The 17,699-nt window shown below is 59.9% G+C and carries 18 protein-coding genes, 3 tRNA genes and 1 pseudogene; 12 read left to right on the top strand and 10 right to left on the bottom strand.

The annotated features are described in order from the left end of the window. Positions 1-167: 167 nt before the first annotated feature. Both HMPREF2935_RS06820 and HMPREF2935_RS06815 read right to left on the bottom strand, forming a co-directional pair. Positions 168-437, bottom strand: coding sequence for a cell filamentation protein Fic (locus tag HMPREF2935_RS06820; RefSeq protein WP_070432487.1), 270 nt, complete (start codon positions 435-437; stop codon positions 168-170). Next, positions 434-646, bottom strand: coding sequence for a hypothetical protein (locus HMPREF2935_RS06815; RefSeq protein WP_061925542.1), 213 nt, complete (start codon positions 644-646; stop codon positions 434-436). Before HMPREF2935_RS06815 ends, HMPREF2935_RS06820 begins: the two co-directional genes overlap by 4 nt. A gap of 78 nt (positions 647-724) precedes the next feature. On the opposite strand from HMPREF2935_RS06815, the gene gyrA reads away from it, so the two are divergent. The 9 genes and pseudogenes from gyrA to HMPREF2935_RS06775 all read left to right on the top strand — a co-directional run bounded on the left by gyrA (position 725) and on the right by HMPREF2935_RS06775 (position 6,161). Next, positions 725-3,289 carry a DNA gyrase subunit A gene (gene gyrA / locus HMPREF2935_RS06810; protein ID WP_061925545.1) on the top strand — a complete coding sequence of 855 codons (2,565 nt, stop codon included), beginning with the start codon at positions 725-727 and terminating at the stop codon, positions 3,287-3,289. A gap of 3 nt (positions 3,290-3,292) precedes the next feature. Next, positions 3,293-3,637, top strand: coding sequence for a DUF3566 domain-containing protein (locus HMPREF2935_RS06805; RefSeq protein ID WP_070432488.1), 345 nt, complete (start codon positions 3,293-3,295; stop codon positions 3,635-3,637). A gap of 166 nt (positions 3,638-3,803) precedes the next feature. After that, positions 3,804-3,880: transfer RNA gene (locus HMPREF2935_RS06800), tRNA-Ile, on the top strand. A 9-nt stretch (positions 3,881-3,889) separates the two neighbouring features. Next, positions 3,890-3,962 (top strand) — tRNA-Ala (locus HMPREF2935_RS06795). A gap of 483 nt (positions 3,963-4,445) precedes the next feature. Next, on the top strand, positions 4,446-4,655 hold the full coding sequence (locus HMPREF2935_RS06785) for a ribonuclease PH (protein WP_070732513.1): 210 nt from the start codon (positions 4,446-4,448) through the stop codon (positions 4,653-4,655). Continuing rightward, positions 4,655-5,035, top strand: a complete 381-nt coding sequence (locus HMPREF2935_RS06780) for a hypothetical protein (protein ID WP_061925555.1) — start codon at positions 4,655-4,657, stop codon at positions 5,033-5,035. Before HMPREF2935_RS06785 ends, HMPREF2935_RS06780 begins: the two co-directional genes overlap by 1 nt. A gap of 142 nt (positions 5,036-5,177) precedes the next feature. After that, entirely contained in the window at positions 5,178-5,351 is a 174-nt protein-coding gene (locus tag HMPREF2935_RS13215; protein ID WP_158510289.1) for a hypothetical protein, read from the top strand. Between the two features lie 63 nt (positions 5,352-5,414). Beyond that, positions 5,415-5,594, top strand: a pseudogene (locus HMPREF2935_RS12705) (succinate--CoA ligase subunit alpha); the annotation flags it as partial. An 81-nt stretch (positions 5,595-5,675) separates the two neighbouring features. Continuing rightward, positions 5,676-6,161, top strand: coding sequence for a MarR family winged helix-turn-helix transcriptional regulator (locus HMPREF2935_RS06775; RefSeq protein WP_070732512.1), 486 nt, complete (start codon positions 5,676-5,678; stop codon positions 6,159-6,161). Between the two features lie 6 nt (positions 6,162-6,167). On the opposite strand, the gene HMPREF2935_RS06770 is transcribed toward HMPREF2935_RS06775, so the two are convergent. Beyond that, positions 6,168-6,716 carry a DNA-3-methyladenine glycosylase gene (locus tag HMPREF2935_RS06770; RefSeq protein ID WP_070433319.1) on the bottom strand — a complete coding sequence of 183 codons (549 nt, stop codon included), beginning with the start codon at positions 6,714-6,716 and terminating at the stop codon, positions 6,168-6,170. Next, positions 6,716-7,564: a polysaccharide deacetylase family protein gene (locus tag HMPREF2935_RS06765; RefSeq protein WP_070732510.1), complete on the bottom strand. Its 849-nt coding sequence runs from the start codon at positions 7,562-7,564 to the stop codon at positions 6,716-6,718. The genes HMPREF2935_RS06770 and HMPREF2935_RS06765 overlap by 1 nt, the downstream gene beginning before the upstream one ends. Positions 7,565-7,740: 176 nt before the next feature. On the opposite strand from HMPREF2935_RS06765, the gene HMPREF2935_RS06760 reads away from it, so the two are divergent. Continuing rightward, positions 7,741-7,813: transfer RNA gene (locus HMPREF2935_RS06760), tRNA-Ala, on the top strand. Between the two features lie 194 nt (positions 7,814-8,007). Here HMPREF2935_RS06760 and HMPREF2935_RS13845 read toward each other — a convergent pair. The 5 genes from HMPREF2935_RS13845 to HMPREF2935_RS06735 all read right to left on the bottom strand — a co-directional run bounded on the left by HMPREF2935_RS13845 (position 8,008) and on the right by HMPREF2935_RS06735 (position 13,566). Beyond that, positions 8,008-9,789: an ABC transporter ATP-binding protein gene (locus HMPREF2935_RS13845; protein ID WP_070732508.1), complete on the bottom strand. Its 1,782-nt coding sequence runs from the start codon at positions 9,787-9,789 to the stop codon at positions 8,008-8,010. Then, complete coding sequence (locus tag HMPREF2935_RS06750) at positions 9,786-11,360, bottom strand: ABC transporter transmembrane domain-containing protein (RefSeq protein ID WP_070732506.1); 1,575 nt, start codon at positions 11,358-11,360, stop codon at positions 9,786-9,788. The genes HMPREF2935_RS13845 and HMPREF2935_RS06750 overlap by 4 nt, the downstream gene beginning before the upstream one ends. 90 nt (positions 11,361-11,450) lie before the next feature. Then, the gene (locus HMPREF2935_RS06745; RefSeq protein WP_070518396.1) at positions 11,451-11,654 is read right to left on the bottom strand and encodes a hypothetical protein; all 204 of its coding nucleotides are present in this window, start codon (positions 11,652-11,654) and stop codon (positions 11,451-11,453) included. Between the two features lie 116 nt (positions 11,655-11,770). Further along, on the bottom strand, positions 11,771-12,580 hold the full coding sequence (locus tag HMPREF2935_RS06740) for a hypothetical protein (RefSeq protein WP_061925579.1): 810 nt from the start codon (positions 12,578-12,580) through the stop codon (positions 11,771-11,773). A gap of 110 nt (positions 12,581-12,690) precedes the next feature. Then, positions 12,691-13,566, bottom strand: a complete 876-nt coding sequence (locus tag HMPREF2935_RS06735) for a GDSL-type esterase/lipase family protein (protein ID WP_168166295.1) — start codon at positions 13,564-13,566, stop codon at positions 12,691-12,693. A gap of 310 nt (positions 13,567-13,876) precedes the next feature. Here HMPREF2935_RS06735 and HMPREF2935_RS06730 point away from each other — a divergent pair, with 310 nt between their 5' ends. Together HMPREF2935_RS06730 and metE are read left to right on the top strand one after the other, a co-directional pair. Then, complete coding sequence (locus HMPREF2935_RS06730; protein ID WP_070732504.1) at positions 13,877-14,800, top strand: methylenetetrahydrofolate reductase; 924 nt, start codon at positions 13,877-13,879, stop codon at positions 14,798-14,800. After that, complete coding sequence (metE, locus tag HMPREF2935_RS06725; RefSeq protein WP_070518393.1) at positions 14,797-17,070, top strand: 5-methyltetrahydropteroyltriglutamate--homocysteine S-methyltransferase; 2,274 nt, start codon at positions 14,797-14,799, stop codon at positions 17,068-17,070. The genes HMPREF2935_RS06730 and metE overlap by 4 nt, the downstream gene beginning before the upstream one ends. On the opposite strand, the gene HMPREF2935_RS06720 is transcribed toward metE, so the two are convergent. Further along, on the bottom strand, positions 17,050-17,688 hold the full coding sequence (locus tag HMPREF2935_RS06720; protein WP_061925731.1) for an HAD family hydrolase: 639 nt from the start codon (positions 17,686-17,688) through the stop codon (positions 17,050-17,052). The two genes, metE and HMPREF2935_RS06720, sit on opposite strands and share 21 nt — an antisense overlap. Positions 17,689-17,699: the final 11 nt, after the last annotated feature.

The raw sequence follows: 17,699 nt of genomic DNA, 5'->3' as shown, positions 1-17,699 counted from the left end.
ACTGCTACTACGCCCGCAGCGATGGCTTTCTTCAGAGACATGTCTTCCTTTCCTACGCGTTGCATTGACACTTCAGTCATTCCACAAGGCCAAGCTGTGCGGATATTCGAGGGAATAGTTAAGTATTACCAGCTATAACTTACATAACTCAGGCAACAATGGATAGGTCAGCGCAGGCTAAGACGTGATTCCGTCTCCATGAATACTCGGGCGCTAAGTGCTGCGAAGGCGCGGTTGTGCTTGTTAAGCGCAGGATAAGCCACCAATATCTGCTGCATCGCTTGTGCTGCTTGCTGCCGGTTTGCGTGGACGGGGATGCCATCAATTCGGGCACTTGAGACGCTCGCGGCGGCAACTAACGCGCCAAAGTTAGTCACCGTGGTTTTGTGTTGCGCGCAGAACTCGCGCGCGATGAGAAGGAGCTGCTCTGCGGTCATGATCGGGCCCTGCGGATTTCTGCCTCGAGCTCGGCGCGGCCGGGCAGGAGCTGGCGTGCGGCGTCTTGGACCGCGGCGTCGGAAAGCGTGCGCGCCGCAGCCGCCACAACTGCACGCACCACCGCCTCGTGCTTGGAGGTGCCTTGCGCGGAAGCCAGAAGGGTCAGCGCGTGATCCTGTTCTGCTGTAAGACGAAGAGTCATAGCCATGGCCCGATGGTATCACCGTGGTATCACTAGTGCGGCGCAGCCGGCGGGAGAGGGGCGCAGAGGGTAGAATTTGCCGTTATGAGTGACCAAAATGACGATCTCTTTGATCGTATTCAACCGATTGATATCAACGAGGAGATGGAGTCGAGTTACATCGACTACGCCATGTCCGTCATCGTCGGCCGTGCTCTGCCAGAGGTACGCGATGGCCTGAAGCCGGTGCACCGCCGCATCTTGTACGCGATGTTCGACTCCGGCTACCGCCCCGATCGTGGCTACGTGAAGTCCGCCCGCCCGGTCTCGGACACCATGGGTCAATTCCACCCGCACGGTGACTCCGCAATCTATGACACGTTGGTGCGTCTGGCACAGTCCTGGAACATGCGCTACCCGCTGGTCGACGGCCAGGGTAACTTCGGTTCCCGCGGCAACGACGGCCCAGCGGCAATGCGTTACACCGAGTGCCGCATGACCCCGCTGGCCATGGAAATGGTCCGTGACATTCGCGAAAACACCGTCGACTTCTCCCCGAACTACGACGGTAAGACCCAGGAACCGGACATCCTGCCTTCCCGCGTTCCAAACCTGCTGATGAACGGCTCCGGCGGCATCGCCGTTGGTATGGCCACCAACATCCCGCCGCACAACCTGAACGAGCTGGCTGAGGCTATCTTCTGGTTGCTGGATAACCCAGAGGCCTCCGACGAAGAGGCGCTGGCAGCCTGCATGGAACGCGTGAAGGGTCCGGACTTTCCAACCGCCGGCCTCATCGTTGGTGACCAGGGCATCAAGGATGCCTACACCACCGGCCGCGGCTCTATCCGTATGCGCGGTGTGACCTCCATCGAGGAGTCTGGCTCCCGCCAGACCATCGTTATTACCGAGCTGCCGTACCAGGTCAACCCGGATAACATGATCTCCAACATCGCGGAGTCCGTGGCCAACGGCAAGATCGCCGGTATCTCCAAGATTGAGGACGAGTCCTCCGACCGAGTTGGCATGCGCATCGTGGTCACCCTGAAGCGCGATGCCGTCGCTCGCGTCGTGCTCAACAACCTCTACAAGCACTCCCAGCTGCAGACCTCCTTCGGCGCCAATATGCTCTCCATCGTCGATGGCGTGCCGCGCACCCTGCGCCTGGACCAGATGCTGCGCTACTACGTTGCGCACCAGATCGAGGTCATCGTTCGCCGTACCCAGTACCGCCTGGATGAGGCCGAAAAGCGCGCCCACATCCTGCGTGGTTTGGTCAAGGCCCTCGATATGCTCGACGAGGTCATCGCGCTTATCCGCCGTTCCCCAACGGTCGACGAAGCGCGAGAAGGGTTGAAGGAGCTTCTCGACGTCGATGATGTACAGGCAGACGCCATCCTCGCGATGCAGCTGCGTAAGCTGGCAGCCCTGGAGCGCCAGAAGATCATTGACGAGTTGGCTGAGATCGAAGAGATCATTGCTGACCTCAAGGACATCCTCGCCCGCGAGGAACGCCAGCGTCAGATTGTCCACGACGAGCTCGCTGAGATCGTTGAAAAGTACGGCGATGAGCGCCGTACCCAGATCGTGGCCGCTTCTGGCGACGTCACCGACGAGGATCTTATCGCCCGCGAGAACGTGGTCGTCACGATCACCTCCACTGGCTACGCAAAGCGCACAAAGGTTGATGCCTACAAGGCGCAGAAGCGCGGCGGCAAGGGCGTGCGCGGTGCGGAGCTCAAGCAGGACGACATCGTCAAGAACTTCTTTGTCTGCTCCACACACGACTGGATCCTCTTCTTCACCAACTTTGGCCGTGTTTACCGCCTCAAGGCTTATGAGCTGCCGGAGGCAGGCCGTACCGCACGTGGCCAGCACGTGGCTAACCTGCTGGAATTCCAGCCGGAGGAGAAGATCGCACAGGTCATTCAGATTCAGTCCTACGAGGACGCTCCTTACCTCGTCCTGGCTACCAAGCAGGGCCGCGTCAAGAAGTCCCGACTCACCGATTACGAGTCCGCACGTTCTGCCGGTCTAATTGCCATCAACCTCAACGAGGGCGACGCGCTCATCGGCGCGTCCCTCGTCGACGAAGGCGATGACATCCTGCTGACCTCTGAGCAGGGCCAGGCCATCCGCTTCACCGCTGACGACGACCAGCTGCGCCCGATGGGCCGCGCCACCGCCGGCGTGAAGGGCATGCGCTTCCGCGACGATGACCAGCTTTTGTCCATGTCCGTGGTTCACGATGGCGAATACCTGCTGGTTGCCACCTCCGGCGGCTACGGCAAGCGCACCGCTATCGAGGAGTACACGCCACAGGGCCGCGGTGGCTTGGGTGTTATGACCTTCAAGTACACCCCGAAGCGCGGCAAGCTCATCGGCGCTATCTCCGTCGATGAGGAAGACGAGATCTTCGCTATCACCTCCGCTGGGGGCGTCATCCGCACCGAGGTAGGCCAGATTCGTCCTTCCTCCCGCGCCACCATGGGAGTGCGCCTAGTCAACCTCTCCGACGACGTCGAATTGCTTGCAATCGACCGCAACGTTGAGGACGATGGTGAGGAAGACGCACAGGCTGTGGCCAAGGGCGAGAAATCCGTTGAGGACGTTCAGCAGGAACACCTCAAGGTTGCGGATTCCAAGAACGCAGCAGATAGCGAGGAGTAATCCATGGCAAGACGAGATGTAACCCTTACGCGGATCTCACCGATTTCGGCCTTCCGCGTGGGCTTGGCGATGTCCCTCGTCGGGCTCATCGCATGGCTGCTTGCCGTGTGCCTGCTCTACTTCGGCCTCGATCAGGCGGGAATCTGGGATTCACTCAACAGCCTAGTCGGCGGAGTGGGCGGCGCCTTCGAAGTGACCTTCGGTGTGGTCTTGTCTATCTCTGCTCTCTTCGGCGCAATCGTGGCGGTGTTCAACATGCTGCTGGCGCCGCTGCTCGCGGTACTTTATAACGCCATCGTGGACGTCTTCGGTGGTTTCAAGCTGGGTATCCAGTCTGGTCATAACTAAAGCCCGAGCCCGCTAACCCACATCTAACCGGCATCGTCTTTTAGGTTTAAATTCTTAAGAGACGGTGCCGGTTTCGCTTTTTAAACAACCTTCTAAAACCTTGGCTGCGCTGGCGATTTGTGTATTTGCCGGATCGGTATGTAAAGTTACATCTCGTTCCGCACAGGGGCCTATAGCTCAGTCGGTTAGAGCGCATCGCTGATAACGATGAGGTCGCAAGTTCGATTCTTGCTAGGCCCACCACGGAACAATGGGGCATTAGCTCAATTGGTAGAGCATCTGCTTTGCAAGCAGAAGGTCAGGAGTTCGATTCTCCTATGCTCCACAGCTCGGAACCCGGCACCGTAATGGTGTCGGGTTTCTTTGTTGTTTTGGGGTGTGCACCGTTCCGGGGGGCTAAGTAGCAAAATTTCGTTATTTCTAGTCCTCGGAAATGGTGTTGTTGCTGGTGACCGAGAATGTGCACACCCGCCTGCGACACTTAACTTATGACGATTTTGATTCTCGAAGTTTTCCTAGCTCTGCCGGTGCTTGTCGCGGTGTTTGCCATGAGCAGATCGGCCACGTGGACTGTCAAGGTGGGCTGGGGTGCCGTCGCTGGCCTGTTCATCGTTCTTATGCTGTTGGCCTGGGCCGTTTTGCGGTTGCAATATTTCAGCGGCTTTGACGCACTTTGTCAGTCACGCCCTAGGGGCGCTGGAGGGTTGGTTTGTGGGGTAGTGCCCAGTTCAATTGGCGAAGGAGCATAATCAAGAAAAATGTCAACCCATGGTTGACTTGTTCAGTCTCCTGTCGGTAGACTACCGTTATGAAGCGAAACGCCGTCATCAAGAAATTGAAAGCGGAAGCTAAGCGGCGTGGTCTTGAATTTGAGGAAATCGCCCTATCGCGCCATGACGCTTATCGGGTAGGCAGCACAACCCGAACCTTAGGTAGGTACCGTGAGATTGACGATGTGACAGTCAAGAAGTTTTTTGACCAATACGCCCAAGAATTAGGGAAAGGCTGGTGGAGGTAATGACCACGACATACACAGTAACCGCAGAACGTGGAACCAGCGGAGTATGGGTGCTCGAATGCGCCGAACTAGGGGCAGTGTCTCAAACTAAGCGGCTGGCTAATGCTGCCGACGAGATGCGCGAAGCACTGGCCTACCAGGCAGGCCTAGACCCAGACGAACTCAACATTATTGTTGATGTTGTTCTTCCACCGGACCTTGCGGAAATGAAAGCTCGCGCCGAAAAAGAACGCGAAGAAGCGGCACGACTGGCCGCTGCAGCACAGGCAAGCACTCATGACCTCGCTGTTGCAATGAGAAACGCTGGAATGACCGTACGAGATATGGGAACAGTCCTCGGCGTGTCTTACCAGCGCGCTCAAAAGCTCGCAGCATCCTAAAAGGAGGACATCACACTGAAAGCGAAAGTTGCCCAGCACGCGCATGATACACACGCGTACTGGGCGTTTTTATCGGCCGGTGGACTCGTGTGCGTTAGCCGCGCGTGACGGTGGGCTTGCAAGGTAGTCCCCAGTTGGTGGTGTGGGCAGCGTTAAACGGCTCGGCCTGGTCGAGGATCTGGTGTCCCATCTTGGCCGCTTCGTGTCCGAAATGTTTGTTCAGCATCTGTCCGGTGGCGGTCGCGTCGAGTTCTTCGCGGTTGAGAAAGTCTGGAACGGTGATGTCCTCATGCTCGGCGGGCTGGTCTTTAAATAGGCCAGTAAACTCACGGGTGGCAGTACTTAAGTTTACTCTCGTGTTTGATGGAAGTTACTGGACGACTACACCAAGGAGCACGTGACCAAACCGGTGGTGGCCAACATTGCTGGTTTTACCGCGCCGGAGGGCAAAACCATGGGGCACGCAGGAGCGATTGTCTCTGGAGGATCCGGAACCGCAGAGGGCAAGAAGGCTGCGTTAGAGGAGGCCGGCGTGAAGGTCGGCAAGACTCCGAGCTAGGCGGCGCAGCTTCTCCGGGAAGCGCTGAAATCTGCCTAGCAGATGCTTAACAAATAAAGCTTCATTGCTAGAATTAATTTCATGACCGAGAAGGATAAGAAGTGGCTCGATGAGGAGGAACTCGCTTCCTTTGTATCCCTCATGGGAGTCACCATCCGCTTAACCAACATTCTGGATGCCCAGCTGCGTGACGACGCCGGCTTGAGCTTCTTCGAGTACACCGTTCTGTCTCGTCTTTCTGAGTCGGAGAATCGTGAGATGCGCATGCGCGACCTTGCGTACACGGCGAACGGCTCGCTCTCACGGCTTAGCCAGGTGGTCACGCGCTTGGAGAAGCAAGGTTGGGTTACGCGCCGTCCAGATCCGAATGATGGCCGCACCACGCTGTCGCAGCTTACCGACGCCGGCTGGGACAAGGTTGTCGCCACCGCGCCAGGGCACGCCGCCCAGGCGCGTCGTTCCGTGATGGACAACCTCACTCGCACGCAGGTGCGCCAGCTCAACCAGATCAACGATCGCATCCTCGCGGCCATCGAGAGCGATGAACGCTACGGCGGGCGTTACTAGGTCTCATTAGCTTGGCGGCAGGCCTCTGCGCGCCGAGACGGTCTTGTCGAAAGGAATCCAAAAGCGCAGTGGTGCGTCTTTGTTCTTACTGATACCAATGCGAGGGCCTCGAACCCATTCCGGTTCGGAGGCCCTTTCCTTGATCGTGGGGATAGTGTCGTTGTCTGTGAGGTCGAGTCCTAACGCCTTACCGAGGTTCCCCGGCCCACGGGCGAGGTTATGGAAGTCGGTGGTGCCGCGGCGTCGGAAAGCGAGCTCGGTACCTTCGATGACCTCGCCGCCGCGTAGCAGGCAACCCTGGCCCGTGCCCTCCGGGGCGCACACGATGTTGCCGTTGCGGTGGATGCCATAGGAGGCATAGACGTAAAGGCGCCCGGGCGGGCCGAACATCGTGGCGTTGCGCGGGGTCGGGCCGTTGTACGTGTGCGCGGCGGGGTCCTCGGCGCCAAGGTAGGCCTCGACTTCCGTCAGGCGGATGCTAACGCCATTGAAGGTGAGCGTGGCACCCAAAAGCTGAGGCGCCACCACGTCTGCGGGAGCCGAGAAATCAATCATTAGCCCCGAGAGTAGTACTGCTTCCCCGGCTGTGGGGTGGGGATAAGAGTATCGAGGCTAACCGGCTCGAGCCCCTTGGCGCGCAGGCCGTCGATGACGCAGTTGGCAGCATTAACCGTGGTGGCGTGGATGTCATGCATGAGGATGATGCCGCCCGGCTGCGCGCCGCTGACTGCAGCGCTGCATACGTGCTCGGAGTTGCGGTCCTTCCAGTCCAGCGTGTCCACGGACCACATGGCCTCGGCTTGGCCGTTGGCTTTGGCCGCGGCGTCGACAGTGCCGTTGGTGGCGCCGTACGGTGGGCGCAGCCAACGAGGGCTCTGGCCGGTTGCCGCCTTGATGGCGCCGGCACCTGCCTTGATTTCCCCGTCTACGTCGCCGGCGGCGAGCTTGTTCAGCTCGCGGTGCGTGTTGGTGTGGTTGCCGATGGTATGCCCCTCTGCCTGCATGCGGCGCAGCAGCTCTGGGTGGGCTGTGGCGTTAGGGGCGAGCACCATGAAGCTGGCGTGTGCGTGTTTTTCGCGCAAGGTGTCGAGCAGTTGGTTGGTTAGGGTGCTGGGGCCGTCGTCGTAGGTGATGGCGACGCAGTTGGAGCAGTCAGACTTTTGCGTCGGTGCAGGTGCTGGACTCGGGGTGCGCTTTTGTGGTGCCGGCCTCGATGAACCGAGCTCTGGTGGCAAGGAGTTTAGGAAGTCATTGTTGAGCTTCTCGGCTTCTTGCTGGAGGTTCGGCAGCTGCATCTGCGGCAAGTTGGGGACCGGGAAGGGCGCTGCCGGCGCTGCGTGGGCTGAGACTGGAAGTGCAGCGGTAAGTAAGAGTGCAGCGGTAGCGGCAGCGAGGCGGCGCATGCAAAAGCCTTTCTAACGAGGGTGTTTCTGTTCCTTGATTATGGTCGCCGCCGTTTCTAAAAGCCGTAGTGACACGCAACCAGAGTGAAAAGAGTTAATTACTGTGACTGATGGGACTCCCGGCCGGGCCAGCGATTTTCTTTCTGCGATACCCCTGGGGTAGCATTAAACGCACTGGGGCATTAGCTCAATTGGTAGAGCATCTGCTTTGCAAGCAGAAGGTCAGGAGTTCGATTCTCCTATGCTCCACAGTCAGAAACCCGGCACCATTCGGTGCCGGGTTTCGTCGTTCCTGCGTTGCCCTCGGCCCGCCTCTTCCGGGACTCGTTTCTGCGTCCCCCACAACGGCTCCCCTGCAAGGGGAGCCAAGGAAAGGGACCATCCTCGAAGAGAGGAGAAGTGAAGGAGAGAAGGGGAGGAAGTTTAGTCGGGCCAAGTTTGGCTTAGTGGCCGTGCTCCCACTGCGCATAGGCCTTGGCGTAGCGCCCACCGCGCGCCATGAGTGAGGCGTGGTCGCCGTCTTCGACGATTTCTCCTTGCTCCATCACGATGATGCGGTCCGCCTCACGAGCCTGGTCCAAGCGGTGCGCCACTACTAGGCAGGTACGCCCGCGGGTGACGGCCCGGGCAGCTTCCTCAAGCACGGCGGCGTGTTCAGAGCCGGCCTCTGAGGTGGCCTCATCCATGATGAGCACCGGCGGCTGCCGCAGCACCATGCGCGCCAGCGAGATCTGTTGGGCGGCTTCGGCGCCCATCTCCTCGTTGCCGGCGCCGATGCGGGTATCGAGGCCGTCAGGCAGCCAGCGCGAGTCTTCCGTCAATCCCACCTCGTGTAGGGCTGCCCATAGTTCCGCATCGCTAGCATGTGGCCGGGCGAGCAGAAGATCCTCGCGCAGCGTGCCGGAGAAGAGGTGGACCTCCTGGGTAATCAGCGCGACGTGTTCGGTCACCCAGGTATTGGGCACTGTTGCGGTGTCGACGTCGTCAAGGCGGATGCTGCCCGCAGTGGGGTACTGCAGCCCGGCCACTAGTGCAGCCAAGGTGGATTTACCTGCGCCTGAGGTGCCCACCAGCGCGGTCGTGGTGCCGGCCGTCAATGTGAGGCTAATGCCGTCTAAGACCTTGGCGCCGCCGGGGTAGGAGTAGCTCACGTCGTCGATATGCACCGCGGGGGCTTGTCCAAGCGGCGCTACTTCCTTGGTTGGCACGTCAGCGCCCAGCAGAGCCAGCGCCACAGCGCGGCCCAAGGAAGTTGCGGAATGCTGAATTTCCCCAGCGAAGAACAAGATGTTGAAAACGTGCATCTCTAGGCGCATGACCAGCAAGACCGCGGCCGTGGCCTGGCCTTGTGTGAGCCATCCCCACGCCACCATCGGGACCGACATTGAAAGCGAACCCAGCAGGAGCACTCCGAAAGCGATGCTGCCCTGGCCGATGATGCGATTGATGAGAGGAACCTTATTGCCCCAGGCCTGCACGGTATTCCAAGAATAGTTCTCCATGCGGCGCGTGGCCCAGCCGTCGAGGCGGAAAATCCGGAGGGTCTCCAAGGCGCGAATGGTATCGAGCAATACGTTGTTGCGGCGGGCCTCTACGGTGGAGACGGCGTTAGCCACGGCGGGGATATCGCGAATCGTTCCCTTGATAAACGGATACATCACGGCGACTGCGAGCATGCACAGTAAAAGGTAAGCCGGGTGAATGAAAGCCATGGTCAGGAAAGTAAGCGGCAGAATGAAGATGGTGACGGCGAGACGCTCGCCCATCATGGCCACCGCCGTGACCACGGTGTCGATGTCCTTAGACAAGCGCGTGATCACGTTGCCGGTTCCCAGCTCCATCACGCGCGGTACGGGCGCGCGTAGCACCGAGTCTAGAGCTGCGGTGCGCAGATCCACAGCCAGTCGGCGCGTGCGGGCGTTGATGAGATAGCCGCCGAGCGCCCGGCCGCTGACCTCAACGATGAGGCAGGCTGCGATGATCCATAATGCGGCAATCATCGCATTGCGCCCAGAGCCAATCACAGGGACTTCGCCGCCCTGGATGATGTCCACGAGGCGGCCGAGTACCTGCGAGCCCAGGTTCATCATCACGATGGTCAGCGTAAAGATGCCAAATACCACGGCCAGCTTCGCCTTCGACGGTGCGGAAGGCAGCGTGCGAAGGAACTGCCAGGATTCGCGGGCGGAGGCAGGAGCTAGGGCATCTGCTGCGGGTTTACTCATAGTTCGAGCACCTCCTTCGCGTTAGCCGCCCACGTCGACGCGCCGCTGATTACGACGGTGATCTGGTCCTTGCGCAAGCGCGTCACGCGGTCAGCTACCGTCGCGAGTGTTAGCGAATCCAAGCCCGTAGTGGGGTTATCAAGCACCAAGATTTCCGGGTCTGCGGCAAGCGCGCGGGCAAGCGCAACGCGTTGGCGTTGACCGCCCGACAGGTTCAGTCCAGCCTCCCCGATGGGGGCATCCGGCAAGGCGCCAGAGTCATCGAAACCGCCGAGACGAGTGACGATGTCCTCGCAGGCCGCAGCCTCAAGCGCCGCGCGAACCTGCGATGCCGGGATGTTGCCGAGCGGATTGATGTTATCGGCCAGCGTCCCCTCCAGCATGGAAATCCGGTGCGGCGGGCACAGGGCGCCGTGGGCAGAAAGGCGGGATATGGTGGCGTCGACAAGCGCGCGCCCTTTGGTGGTCTCCGGTACCCAGACCTGCAAGCCAGGGCTTAAGGAAAGCGCATCGCCGTGCTTTGCGACGTCGCCTTTATCCAGGTCCTCCAGCAACTCACCGATGCGCTCCACGGAGGCCTGGGCCCGCGCCCACGCCTCGGTGAGATGGCCCAGCGCGATCCCAAGGACGTTGAGCGCCGGTGGGGCGAGCATCGTGATACTCATCATCCCACCTGGGGAAATATTGCCCAGGTACATTTGCCATGAGGTCCATGCGAGCAGACCGATGGTAAATGCGGTAGGCACCATCTGGCGCAACCAGTTCAGGCAAACGCTAAGACGCAGCTCGCGCAGCATGGCGTCGAGGGCGGTGTGTGCAGCGGTGCCGAAGCGTTGCTTGGCCACCTCGTTAGCGCCTAGACCTTTAATAACGCGGGAGCCCTGCGCGTAGTCCGTTGCGAGCGAAAGCGCCGTGTTTTCCTTTTGGCGGCGAGCTGCCGCCACTCTCGTCAACGGTTTTGCGGTGGCCCAAGATACCGCCGCGGTGACGACGGCACCTATCAAAAGCACGATGGAAACCACGGGCGAGAGCGGTGCTAGGCTGAAAATCGCGCCCAGCAGATAGCCCACCATGGTCAGCGGAAAGTTGAGCACCTGCTTGAGCTGGCCGATGTAATGGGAATCCTCGTCCATCGTGTTGAGCAGGCGGCCTGGGTTAAGTCCGGAGGTAGAAGCGCCGAGCAGCTTCTCCAGCAGCCCGAGCCGCAGCGTATGCGTGGTGCGGGCCTGGCTGAGATCGGTGAAGGCATCCGCGGTGGCTTCGGCGAGATAGACGATGAAAAGCAGCAGTGCGGTCAACGCCACTGGAATGGCGAGTGTGCGCCAGGAAGGGTCGCTGAATGCGTATTGCGTGGCTTGGCCAATGACCACGGAGACAAGCGCGCCCAATGGCGCGTTGATGGCGGCGGAGATGAGAATGCCGGCCACGCCCACCGGCTGCGCAAAGAGCAGGCGCCGGGTTGCGCTGTGGGGTTTAGACCAATTGGTGGTTTCGGTGAGAGAGGTCTCCCCGGCGGGTGGCTGGCTTGGCAGGTACCAAGACCAGGTTTTCATGCGAGGATAGACAGTCATAGCTGCTTATCCTATAAGAAAGGCTGCCTTCCTTTGTTCGGATTATCCGGAAAGAAAGGCAGCCTTAGCAGGTTTTATGCTCTGCAGGTTTTATGCAAGGTGGTAATTCGATACGTCGTATCCAGAGAACTCGCGGTCGATACCGTTGTCATCAACAGAATGGAAGATAGTGCCGTTCTCAATTGCAAAGCGGAGATTGTCAACACGATGTGAAGGATCCCCGCTGACGGAGCCGGCTGGGAAGTAGTAGGTCGCTCCGCTCTTGAGCTTGACAATGAGAGACTCGAAGCTCATTTACTCTCCTTGAGATAGGTTCGAAATACTCAAGAATTCAATCAGCTCTAGGTCTCGTAATCAAAGAATTGAGATCAAGACAACTTGAGTGCTACCCCCTTGCTCGGGGGATATTACTACTCCTGCTCGTCAGTCTGCAGGCGGTGCTTGCCCTCATCCTCGCGGTCATCAGTGATACGGGAGGTATCGGCCTCAGCGGCCGCAGCTTCTTCCTTGTGCTTTGCCAGCTGCTCATCGATGGAGCCCAGCAGCTCCTCATCGCGCTCGACGACGCCCTCTTCAGCGAGGTCGGAATCCTTCTTGAGGTCCTGCTCGGAGGTGGAGGTGTAGACCAAGGTGGAGCCCTCAGCCGCTGCGTCTGCGCCGCCACCGAAGTCCTCAACCCGAGGTGGAACCTCGGAGGGAGCTTCCTTGCGGATCTTGAAGAAGTAGTAAGCGCCGCCGGCAACTGCGGAGACAAGAGTCAGGACAAGAGCGAATGGCCAGAACTTGGAGCCCTTGTCTTCCTTGCGGAAGTTGACCTTCTTTGCCTTATTCAGCTTCTTTGCGCTCTGCTTCTGCGCCTTGTTTGCGGCCTTACGTGCAGCCTTGGATTGCTTCTTTGCCTGCTTCTTGGTCTTCTTCTGCACCTTCTTGGCATCCTTGCGAGCCTCTTCGAAGCGTTCAGATGCCTGCTTGCCAGCTTCCTGGCCGCGCTCCTTGAGCTCGGCGATGGTGCGCTCGAGACGCTCGTGGGCAGCCTGGGTTACAGCACCGGCGTTGCGGCGTGCCTCTGGGAAGAGATCCTTGCTGCGGCTTTCCGCACGTGCGGCGGCGCCTTCAAGGGCGGCATAAGCTTCGAGTTCTTTTTCCTCGCGGTAATCCTTGAAACGGCTCCACAGATTGTTCGCTAGACCGATGGAGGCGGAAATTGCGGTGGGGTTCATCCCAGATGCTCCTTAAATTAGTTTATGGTGCGCTTCACCCCAGCGTAGTGACGGCGCGAGGGCCCCGCCACTATAGCCATTAATCAGCCATTAATCCTTATGTGGATTTCCTAGCGTGTGAGGACGCGATCCGAAAGGATGCGCGCCACGCCAACGTTGCCGGAGTGGGTCAGGTGGTTGAAGAAGTTATGCGGCTCCGCAAACTCGTAGACGCCTCCCATCCAGCGCATGCCGGTCGGCGCACACATATTGTGGTCGATGGTGGCCGAACGTAGGTCAAAGTAGTTCACATGGTTTTCCTGGGCGGCCTGGAACATCGCGTGGTTAACGTTGTCTTCGATGGTGCGTACGCTGCCCAGCGCGGAGAGGTTAGCGCCTAGGCCTGGGTTCTCCTTGATGCGGATTGGGCAAATGGAGCCGTTTGCCGCAGAAAAGGCTGGATAGCCCACCAGGGTGATCTTGGCGTTCGGGGCGGCATCGCGGATGCGGTTTATCTGATTGCGCATCGCGTTCTTATAAGCCGTGCGGTTCGGGTCAACGATGAAGTTCGTGTTGACGACGTCATTGAAACCGAACTGGATCAGCACGTTGCGCGTGCCCGGGTTGAGGGTGTGGGTATCAACCGCGTGGCCTACCTGCTGGACAAAGTCCGAGCGCGGCGTGCTGCCGGCAGCGGTAGCGCCGGAGCAAGCGTAGTTGATGACGCGCTGGCCCGAGGCGCGGCCGAGCTCGCGGCCAACGCTGGATGCGCCCTGCGGGCAGCCCTGTGGGCTCGGAGCGCCTGGGTCGCTGCCGATCTTCATGGCGCTAGACAGCTCGGCAATGGGGGAGCCGATTTGATCGAAGGTGGGGTTGGCAAAAATGGAGTCGCCGAAGAGGACCGTCTCGGATTGCTGAGCTGATGCGGCTGCCGTTCCAAGAGCTGCGGTGGTTACTACTGCAGCGCAGACAGCAGAGAGCTTGGTCAAAATCTTATGTTTTTTCAAGAGAGAGCCTCGATGTCGTTTGCGTTTGGAGCTGGTCGCAACTTGTTTAAGAGAGGTGGTACAGACAAGTCTGCCATTGGGAATTGGCCTTGATTCTACTGCTTTTTTCAGGCCGGTTACCCCCGCCGCCACGCCTTTTGGATAGACAGCTTGGTTCATTTTGGGCGATTTTTATTCGCGCAAATAAGCGTTAACCCCGCAGGCAGAACCGTTTTAAAGATAGTATCTAAATTTTAACCCTCCTTTCTTAATAGACCGCTTGGTACATTCCATCTCAACGAAATCGAAGTGACCAGCGAAGGAGGTGGGCATGACTCCGCGACTCTCGGCCTCTGCGCCTTTAGACCAAATCAATCAATGGACGGCTCGGGTGCGTCAGCGCACCGCGCTTTCCTTCGAAGTGATTCCGCCGCGCAACGACGCCGATGCGAGCAAGATATCTGAACTGCTTGCAGTGTTGCAGAGCTATCACCCTGATTACATCGCAGTAACCAGCTCGCAGCGCTCCGGATGGTTGCGTGGCACGGCCGCGTTCATTGAGCAGATTTCGCGCACTACCTCGATGCGTCCCTTGGCGCATCTTGCTTGCACCGCCGGTAACCCGGGGGAACTTCGCGAGTGGGTCGACGTACTCGTCGATTCTGGCGTCCGCGGATTCCTCGCACTGCGCGGGGATCTTCCGAAAGGCGGCATGCCCGTGGGCTACCTGCAGCATGCAGATGAGCTGATCCGGCTCATTCGGCGTCGGGAAGCAGCGCAAGCGGCACGTTTCGCCGCAGGCAACCTGGCCGTCGGCGTGGCGTGCTATCCCAATGGTCATGCGGAATCAGCCAATGCTGATGAAGACATCGATGTCCTGCTGACCAAACAGCGCCTGGGCGCGAACTTCGCCATAACTCAGCTCTTCTTCGACCCGGAAGACTATGCGCGCTTTTATCAACGCGCTCGGCTCGCCGGCGTGCGCATTCCGCTTATCCCCGGAATCATGCCGATGACCAGCGTGGCCCGCCTTGAGCGAATGGCGGGGCTGTCCGGGCTCGACGTCCCGCCAAAAGTGCGGGCAGCGCTCGCGGCAGCGAAAACCCCAGAAGAAGAACAAGAAATCGGTATGGAGCTCACGGCTGAACTCGCGCGCGGCGTTCTGCGCGCGGGCGCGGAGGGCCTCCATATATATACGCATAACAACCCAGCCATCACCCAAGACCTACTGAGCAGAATCGGAGTAAATCGATGAACGCACCATTTCCTCACACAACCATCGAAGGCTATCCGCGCGTCGGCGCGAACCGCGAGCTAAAGCGCGCACTCGAGGCCTTCTGGGCCGACAAGATCGATGAGGAGACCTTCGAATCGGCCACGCACTCGCTGCGCCTTGATACCTATGCCCGCCTGCACGACCTCGGACTGAGCGAGGATTATGCCATCCCGGCGGACGTGGCCTATTACGATCACGTCCTCGAAACCGCGCTGACGGTGGGCGCAGTCGAGGGCGAAACCCTTGCCGATGAGTTCCGTCTAGCGCGCGGAAATGCACAGGCAGCACCACTGGAGATGACCAAGTGGTTCGACACCAACTATCACTACATCGTCCCAGAAATTGCTGACGAGCAGGAGTTTCAGGCGCGTCCGCAGCGCGTGCTGAAGCTGGTAGAGGAAGCCCGGCAAGCAGGCCACAAGGTGCGCCCAGTGCTGGTGGGTCCTGTGACGCTGCTTGCACTGTCCAAGCCGGCGGAAGGTTCCCACACCCAGCCTCTCGAGCATCTGGGCAAGCTGGTGGATTCCTATATCGAGGTGCTTGGGTACCTGCATGCGGCGGGCGTGGAGTGGATTCAGCTCAACGAGCCTGCGCTGGTGGCTGATCTGCAGGCAGCAGATGACGCTACGCTTGCCGACGCCCTTATTCAGGCCTACGAACGCATCCTCGGCACTGCGAAGCGCCCACAGATCTACCTGACCACGCCTTATGGCGCAGCTCGCAGGGGATTGGACGCGATTGCGAAGCTACGCCCAGAAGCAGTCCAGGTGGACTTGAGCGTGGGAACCCTGGCGCTGGAACCAGATTATTTGGAGCGCGTAGCGCAGTTGCCGGTGCACGTGAGCGCGGGCCTTGTTGATGGCCGCAATGTGTGGGCGGCGAACCTGCGCGATCTGCGTGCCAAGCTGGAGCAGCTTCCGGGCGCCTCGGTTACTACCTCGGTATCTTTGCAGCACGTTCCGCATACCGTCGTTGCCGAAACCACATTGCCAGTTGACGTCGCGACGTGGTTCTCCTTCGCTGATGAAAAGGTACGCGAGGTCGTGGCCCTTTTCGCCGGCCCGCTTGATGCCCCAGAGGCTTATGCCCAGGCCGATCGCGCGGTGCGTACCCGGGCGGAATCGGCGCGCACGCATAACCGGGACGTCGCCAAGCGCACGGCAGGGCTGCCGGAAGGGCAGGTCCAGCGTCAGCCGCTGTTTGCCGAGCGCATCGAGGAGCAGAAGTCCCTGGGCCTGCCGCAGCTTCCGACCACCACGATCGGTTCCTTCCCACAGACCCAGGAGATTCGTGCCGCGCGCGCCGCGCACCGCAAGGGCGAGCTTTCCGACGCCGATTATGAAAAGGCGTTGCGCAAGGAGGTCGCGCAGGTCATCGACCTGCAAGAACGTCTAGGGCTGGACGTACTCGTGCACGGCGAGCCGGAGCGCAATGACATGGTGCAGTACTTCGCGGAGCTGCTCGATGGCTTCGTGGTCACTGAAAATGGCTGGGTGCAGTCTTATGGCTCGCGCTGTACTCGTCCGCCAATCGTTGTCGGTGACATCTCCCGCCCGCAGCCGATGACGGTGGAGTGGGCCAAGTACGCGCAGTCGCTATCTGCAAAGCACGTCAAGGGAATGCTCACCGGTCCAGTAACCATCCTCGCGTGGTCCTTTACCCGCGATGACGTGCATCAATCAGTCTCCGCGGATCAGCTGGGTGTGGCGCTGGCTGACGAGGTGCATGACCTCGAAGACGCCGGCATCAGCATCATCCAGATCGACGAGCCCGCACTGCGGGAGCTGCTGCCGCTGCGTCAAGAAGAACGCCAGGCTTACCTTGATTGGGCAGTGCGTGCTTTCCGTTTGGTTGCCCTCGAGGCGCAACCGACCACTCAGATTCATACGCACCTGTGCTACTCCGAGTTCGGGCAGATCATCGATGCGGTGGCAGGCCTCGATGCCGATGTCACCTCCATCGAGGCGGCGCGCTCACGCATGGAGCTGCTGCAAGACATCGATGAGAAGTTCCACTCGGAGATTGGCCCAGGCATCTATGACATCCACTCGCCGCGCATCCCATCCGTGGCGGAGATGGCCGAGCTCATCCGTGCAGCATTACGCCATGTGCCGGCTGAGCGGCTGTGGATTAACCCAGACTGTGGTCTTAAGACCCGCGGCTACGCCGAGACGGAAGCGGCTTTGCGCAATCTCGTCTTGGCACGCGAGGAAGTGCTGGCCTCCGCGCTAGAACCCCAATTGGTCTAGGCCAGAAATATCGCCCGAGCCGTCGCGACGCAGGTGCACCGCTTGCAGCCCGGCGGCGCGGGCGCCCTCGACGTCGTTAGCCAGCGAGTCACCCACCATCAGCGTTTCTGCGGGAGTAGAACCCACCACCTGGCAGCCAGCCAGGTAGGCGGTGGCCTGCGGTTTAGGGATTCCCAGATCCACCGTGGCGATGAGACGCACCTCTGGCAGATCTAACTTGCCGGCCCGCAGCTTTGCCTCCTGCATCTCGCGGGCGCCGTTGGTGAGGACGCCAACGCGAAGACCTGCTTGCAGGGCTCGCTGCAGGGCGGGCAGGGCGTCGGCAAAAGCGCGCCAATTGCGCTGGTATGCGGCAAGATAACCCGAATAGGCCTGCAATGCGTCGTGCTCCGAAAGGTCTTTTTCTAGAAACTCGCGGCAACGGGCGATGCGCTGGCCATGATGGGTGACCTCGCCGCGCTCATAGGCGGCGAACCACTTGCGCTCGATGGCGGCAAAGCGTTCATGTTGGCCAGTGGGAAGCCCTAGCTCGCGGCACCATTCGTCGAGACCCTCGCGCATAGCCGAGGTATGGTCCATCAAAGTGTCATCGAGGTCGAAGAGCACAGCGCGAATCATAGGCTCAAGCA

It is taken from the genome of Corynebacterium sp. HMSC076D02, assembly GCF_001813815.1.
In the GTDB taxonomy this organism is placed as follows: domain Bacteria; phylum Actinomycetota; class Actinomycetes; order Mycobacteriales; family Mycobacteriaceae; genus Corynebacterium; species Corynebacterium simulans.
This window is presented reverse-complemented; position numbering and strand designations above follow the sequence as displayed.

What these genes read in the sequence shown, in the direction of transcription:
- HMPREF2935_RS13845 (WP_070732508.1), bottom strand. Translation starts at nt 9,789, where the DNA reads ATGAGTAAACCCGCAGCAGATGCCCTAGCTCCTGCCTCCGCCCGCGAA.
- HMPREF2935_RS06820 (WP_070432487.1), bottom strand. Translation starts at nt 437, where the DNA reads ATGACCGCAGAGCAGCTCCTTCTCATCGCGCGCGAGTTCTGCGCGCAA.
- HMPREF2935_RS06785 (WP_070732513.1), top strand. Translation starts at nt 4,446, where the DNA reads ATGAAGCGAAACGCCGTCATCAAGAAATTGAAAGCGGAAGCTAAGCGG.
- HMPREF2935_RS06730 (WP_070732504.1), top strand. Translation starts at nt 13,877, where the DNA reads ATGACTCCGCGACTCTCGGCCTCTGCGCCTTTAGACCAAATCAATCAA.
- HMPREF2935_RS06765 (WP_070732510.1), bottom strand. Translation starts at nt 7,564, where the DNA reads ATGCGCCGCCTCGCTGCCGCTACCGCTGCACTCTTACTTACCGCTGCA.
- HMPREF2935_RS06775 (WP_070732512.1), top strand. Translation starts at nt 5,676, where the DNA reads ATGACCGAGAAGGATAAGAAGTGGCTCGATGAGGAGGAACTCGCTTCC.
- HMPREF2935_RS06805 (WP_070432488.1), top strand. Translation starts at nt 3,293, where the DNA reads ATGGCAAGACGAGATGTAACCCTTACGCGGATCTCACCGATTTCGGCC.
- HMPREF2935_RS06745 (WP_070518396.1), bottom strand. Translation starts at nt 11,654, where the DNA reads ATGAGCTTCGAGTCTCTCATTGTCAAGCTCAAGAGCGGAGCGACCTAC.
- HMPREF2935_RS06770 (WP_070433319.1), bottom strand. Translation starts at nt 6,716, where the DNA reads ATGATTGATTTCTCGGCTCCCGCAGACGTGGTGGCGCCTCAGCTTTTG.
- gyrA (WP_061925545.1), top strand. Translation starts at nt 725, where the DNA reads ATGAGTGACCAAAATGACGATCTCTTTGATCGTATTCAACCGATTGAT.
- metE (WP_070518393.1), top strand. Translation starts at nt 14,797, where the DNA reads ATGAACGCACCATTTCCTCACACAACCATCGAAGGCTATCCGCGCGTC.
- HMPREF2935_RS06750 (WP_070732506.1), bottom strand. Translation starts at nt 11,360, where the DNA reads ATGACTGTCTATCCTCGCATGAAAACCTGGTCTTGGTACCTGCCAAGC.
- HMPREF2935_RS06780 (WP_061925555.1), top strand. Translation starts at nt 4,655, where the DNA reads ATGACCACGACATACACAGTAACCGCAGAACGTGGAACCAGCGGAGTA.
- HMPREF2935_RS06740 (WP_061925579.1), bottom strand. Translation starts at nt 12,580, where the DNA reads ATGAACCCCACCGCAATTTCCGCCTCCATCGGTCTAGCGAACAATCTG.
- HMPREF2935_RS06815 (WP_061925542.1), bottom strand. Translation starts at nt 646, where the DNA reads ATGGCTATGACTCTTCGTCTTACAGCAGAACAGGATCACGCGCTGACC.
- HMPREF2935_RS06720 (WP_061925731.1), bottom strand. Translation starts at nt 17,688, where the DNA reads ATGATTCGCGCTGTGCTCTTCGACCTCGATGACACTTTGATGGACCAT.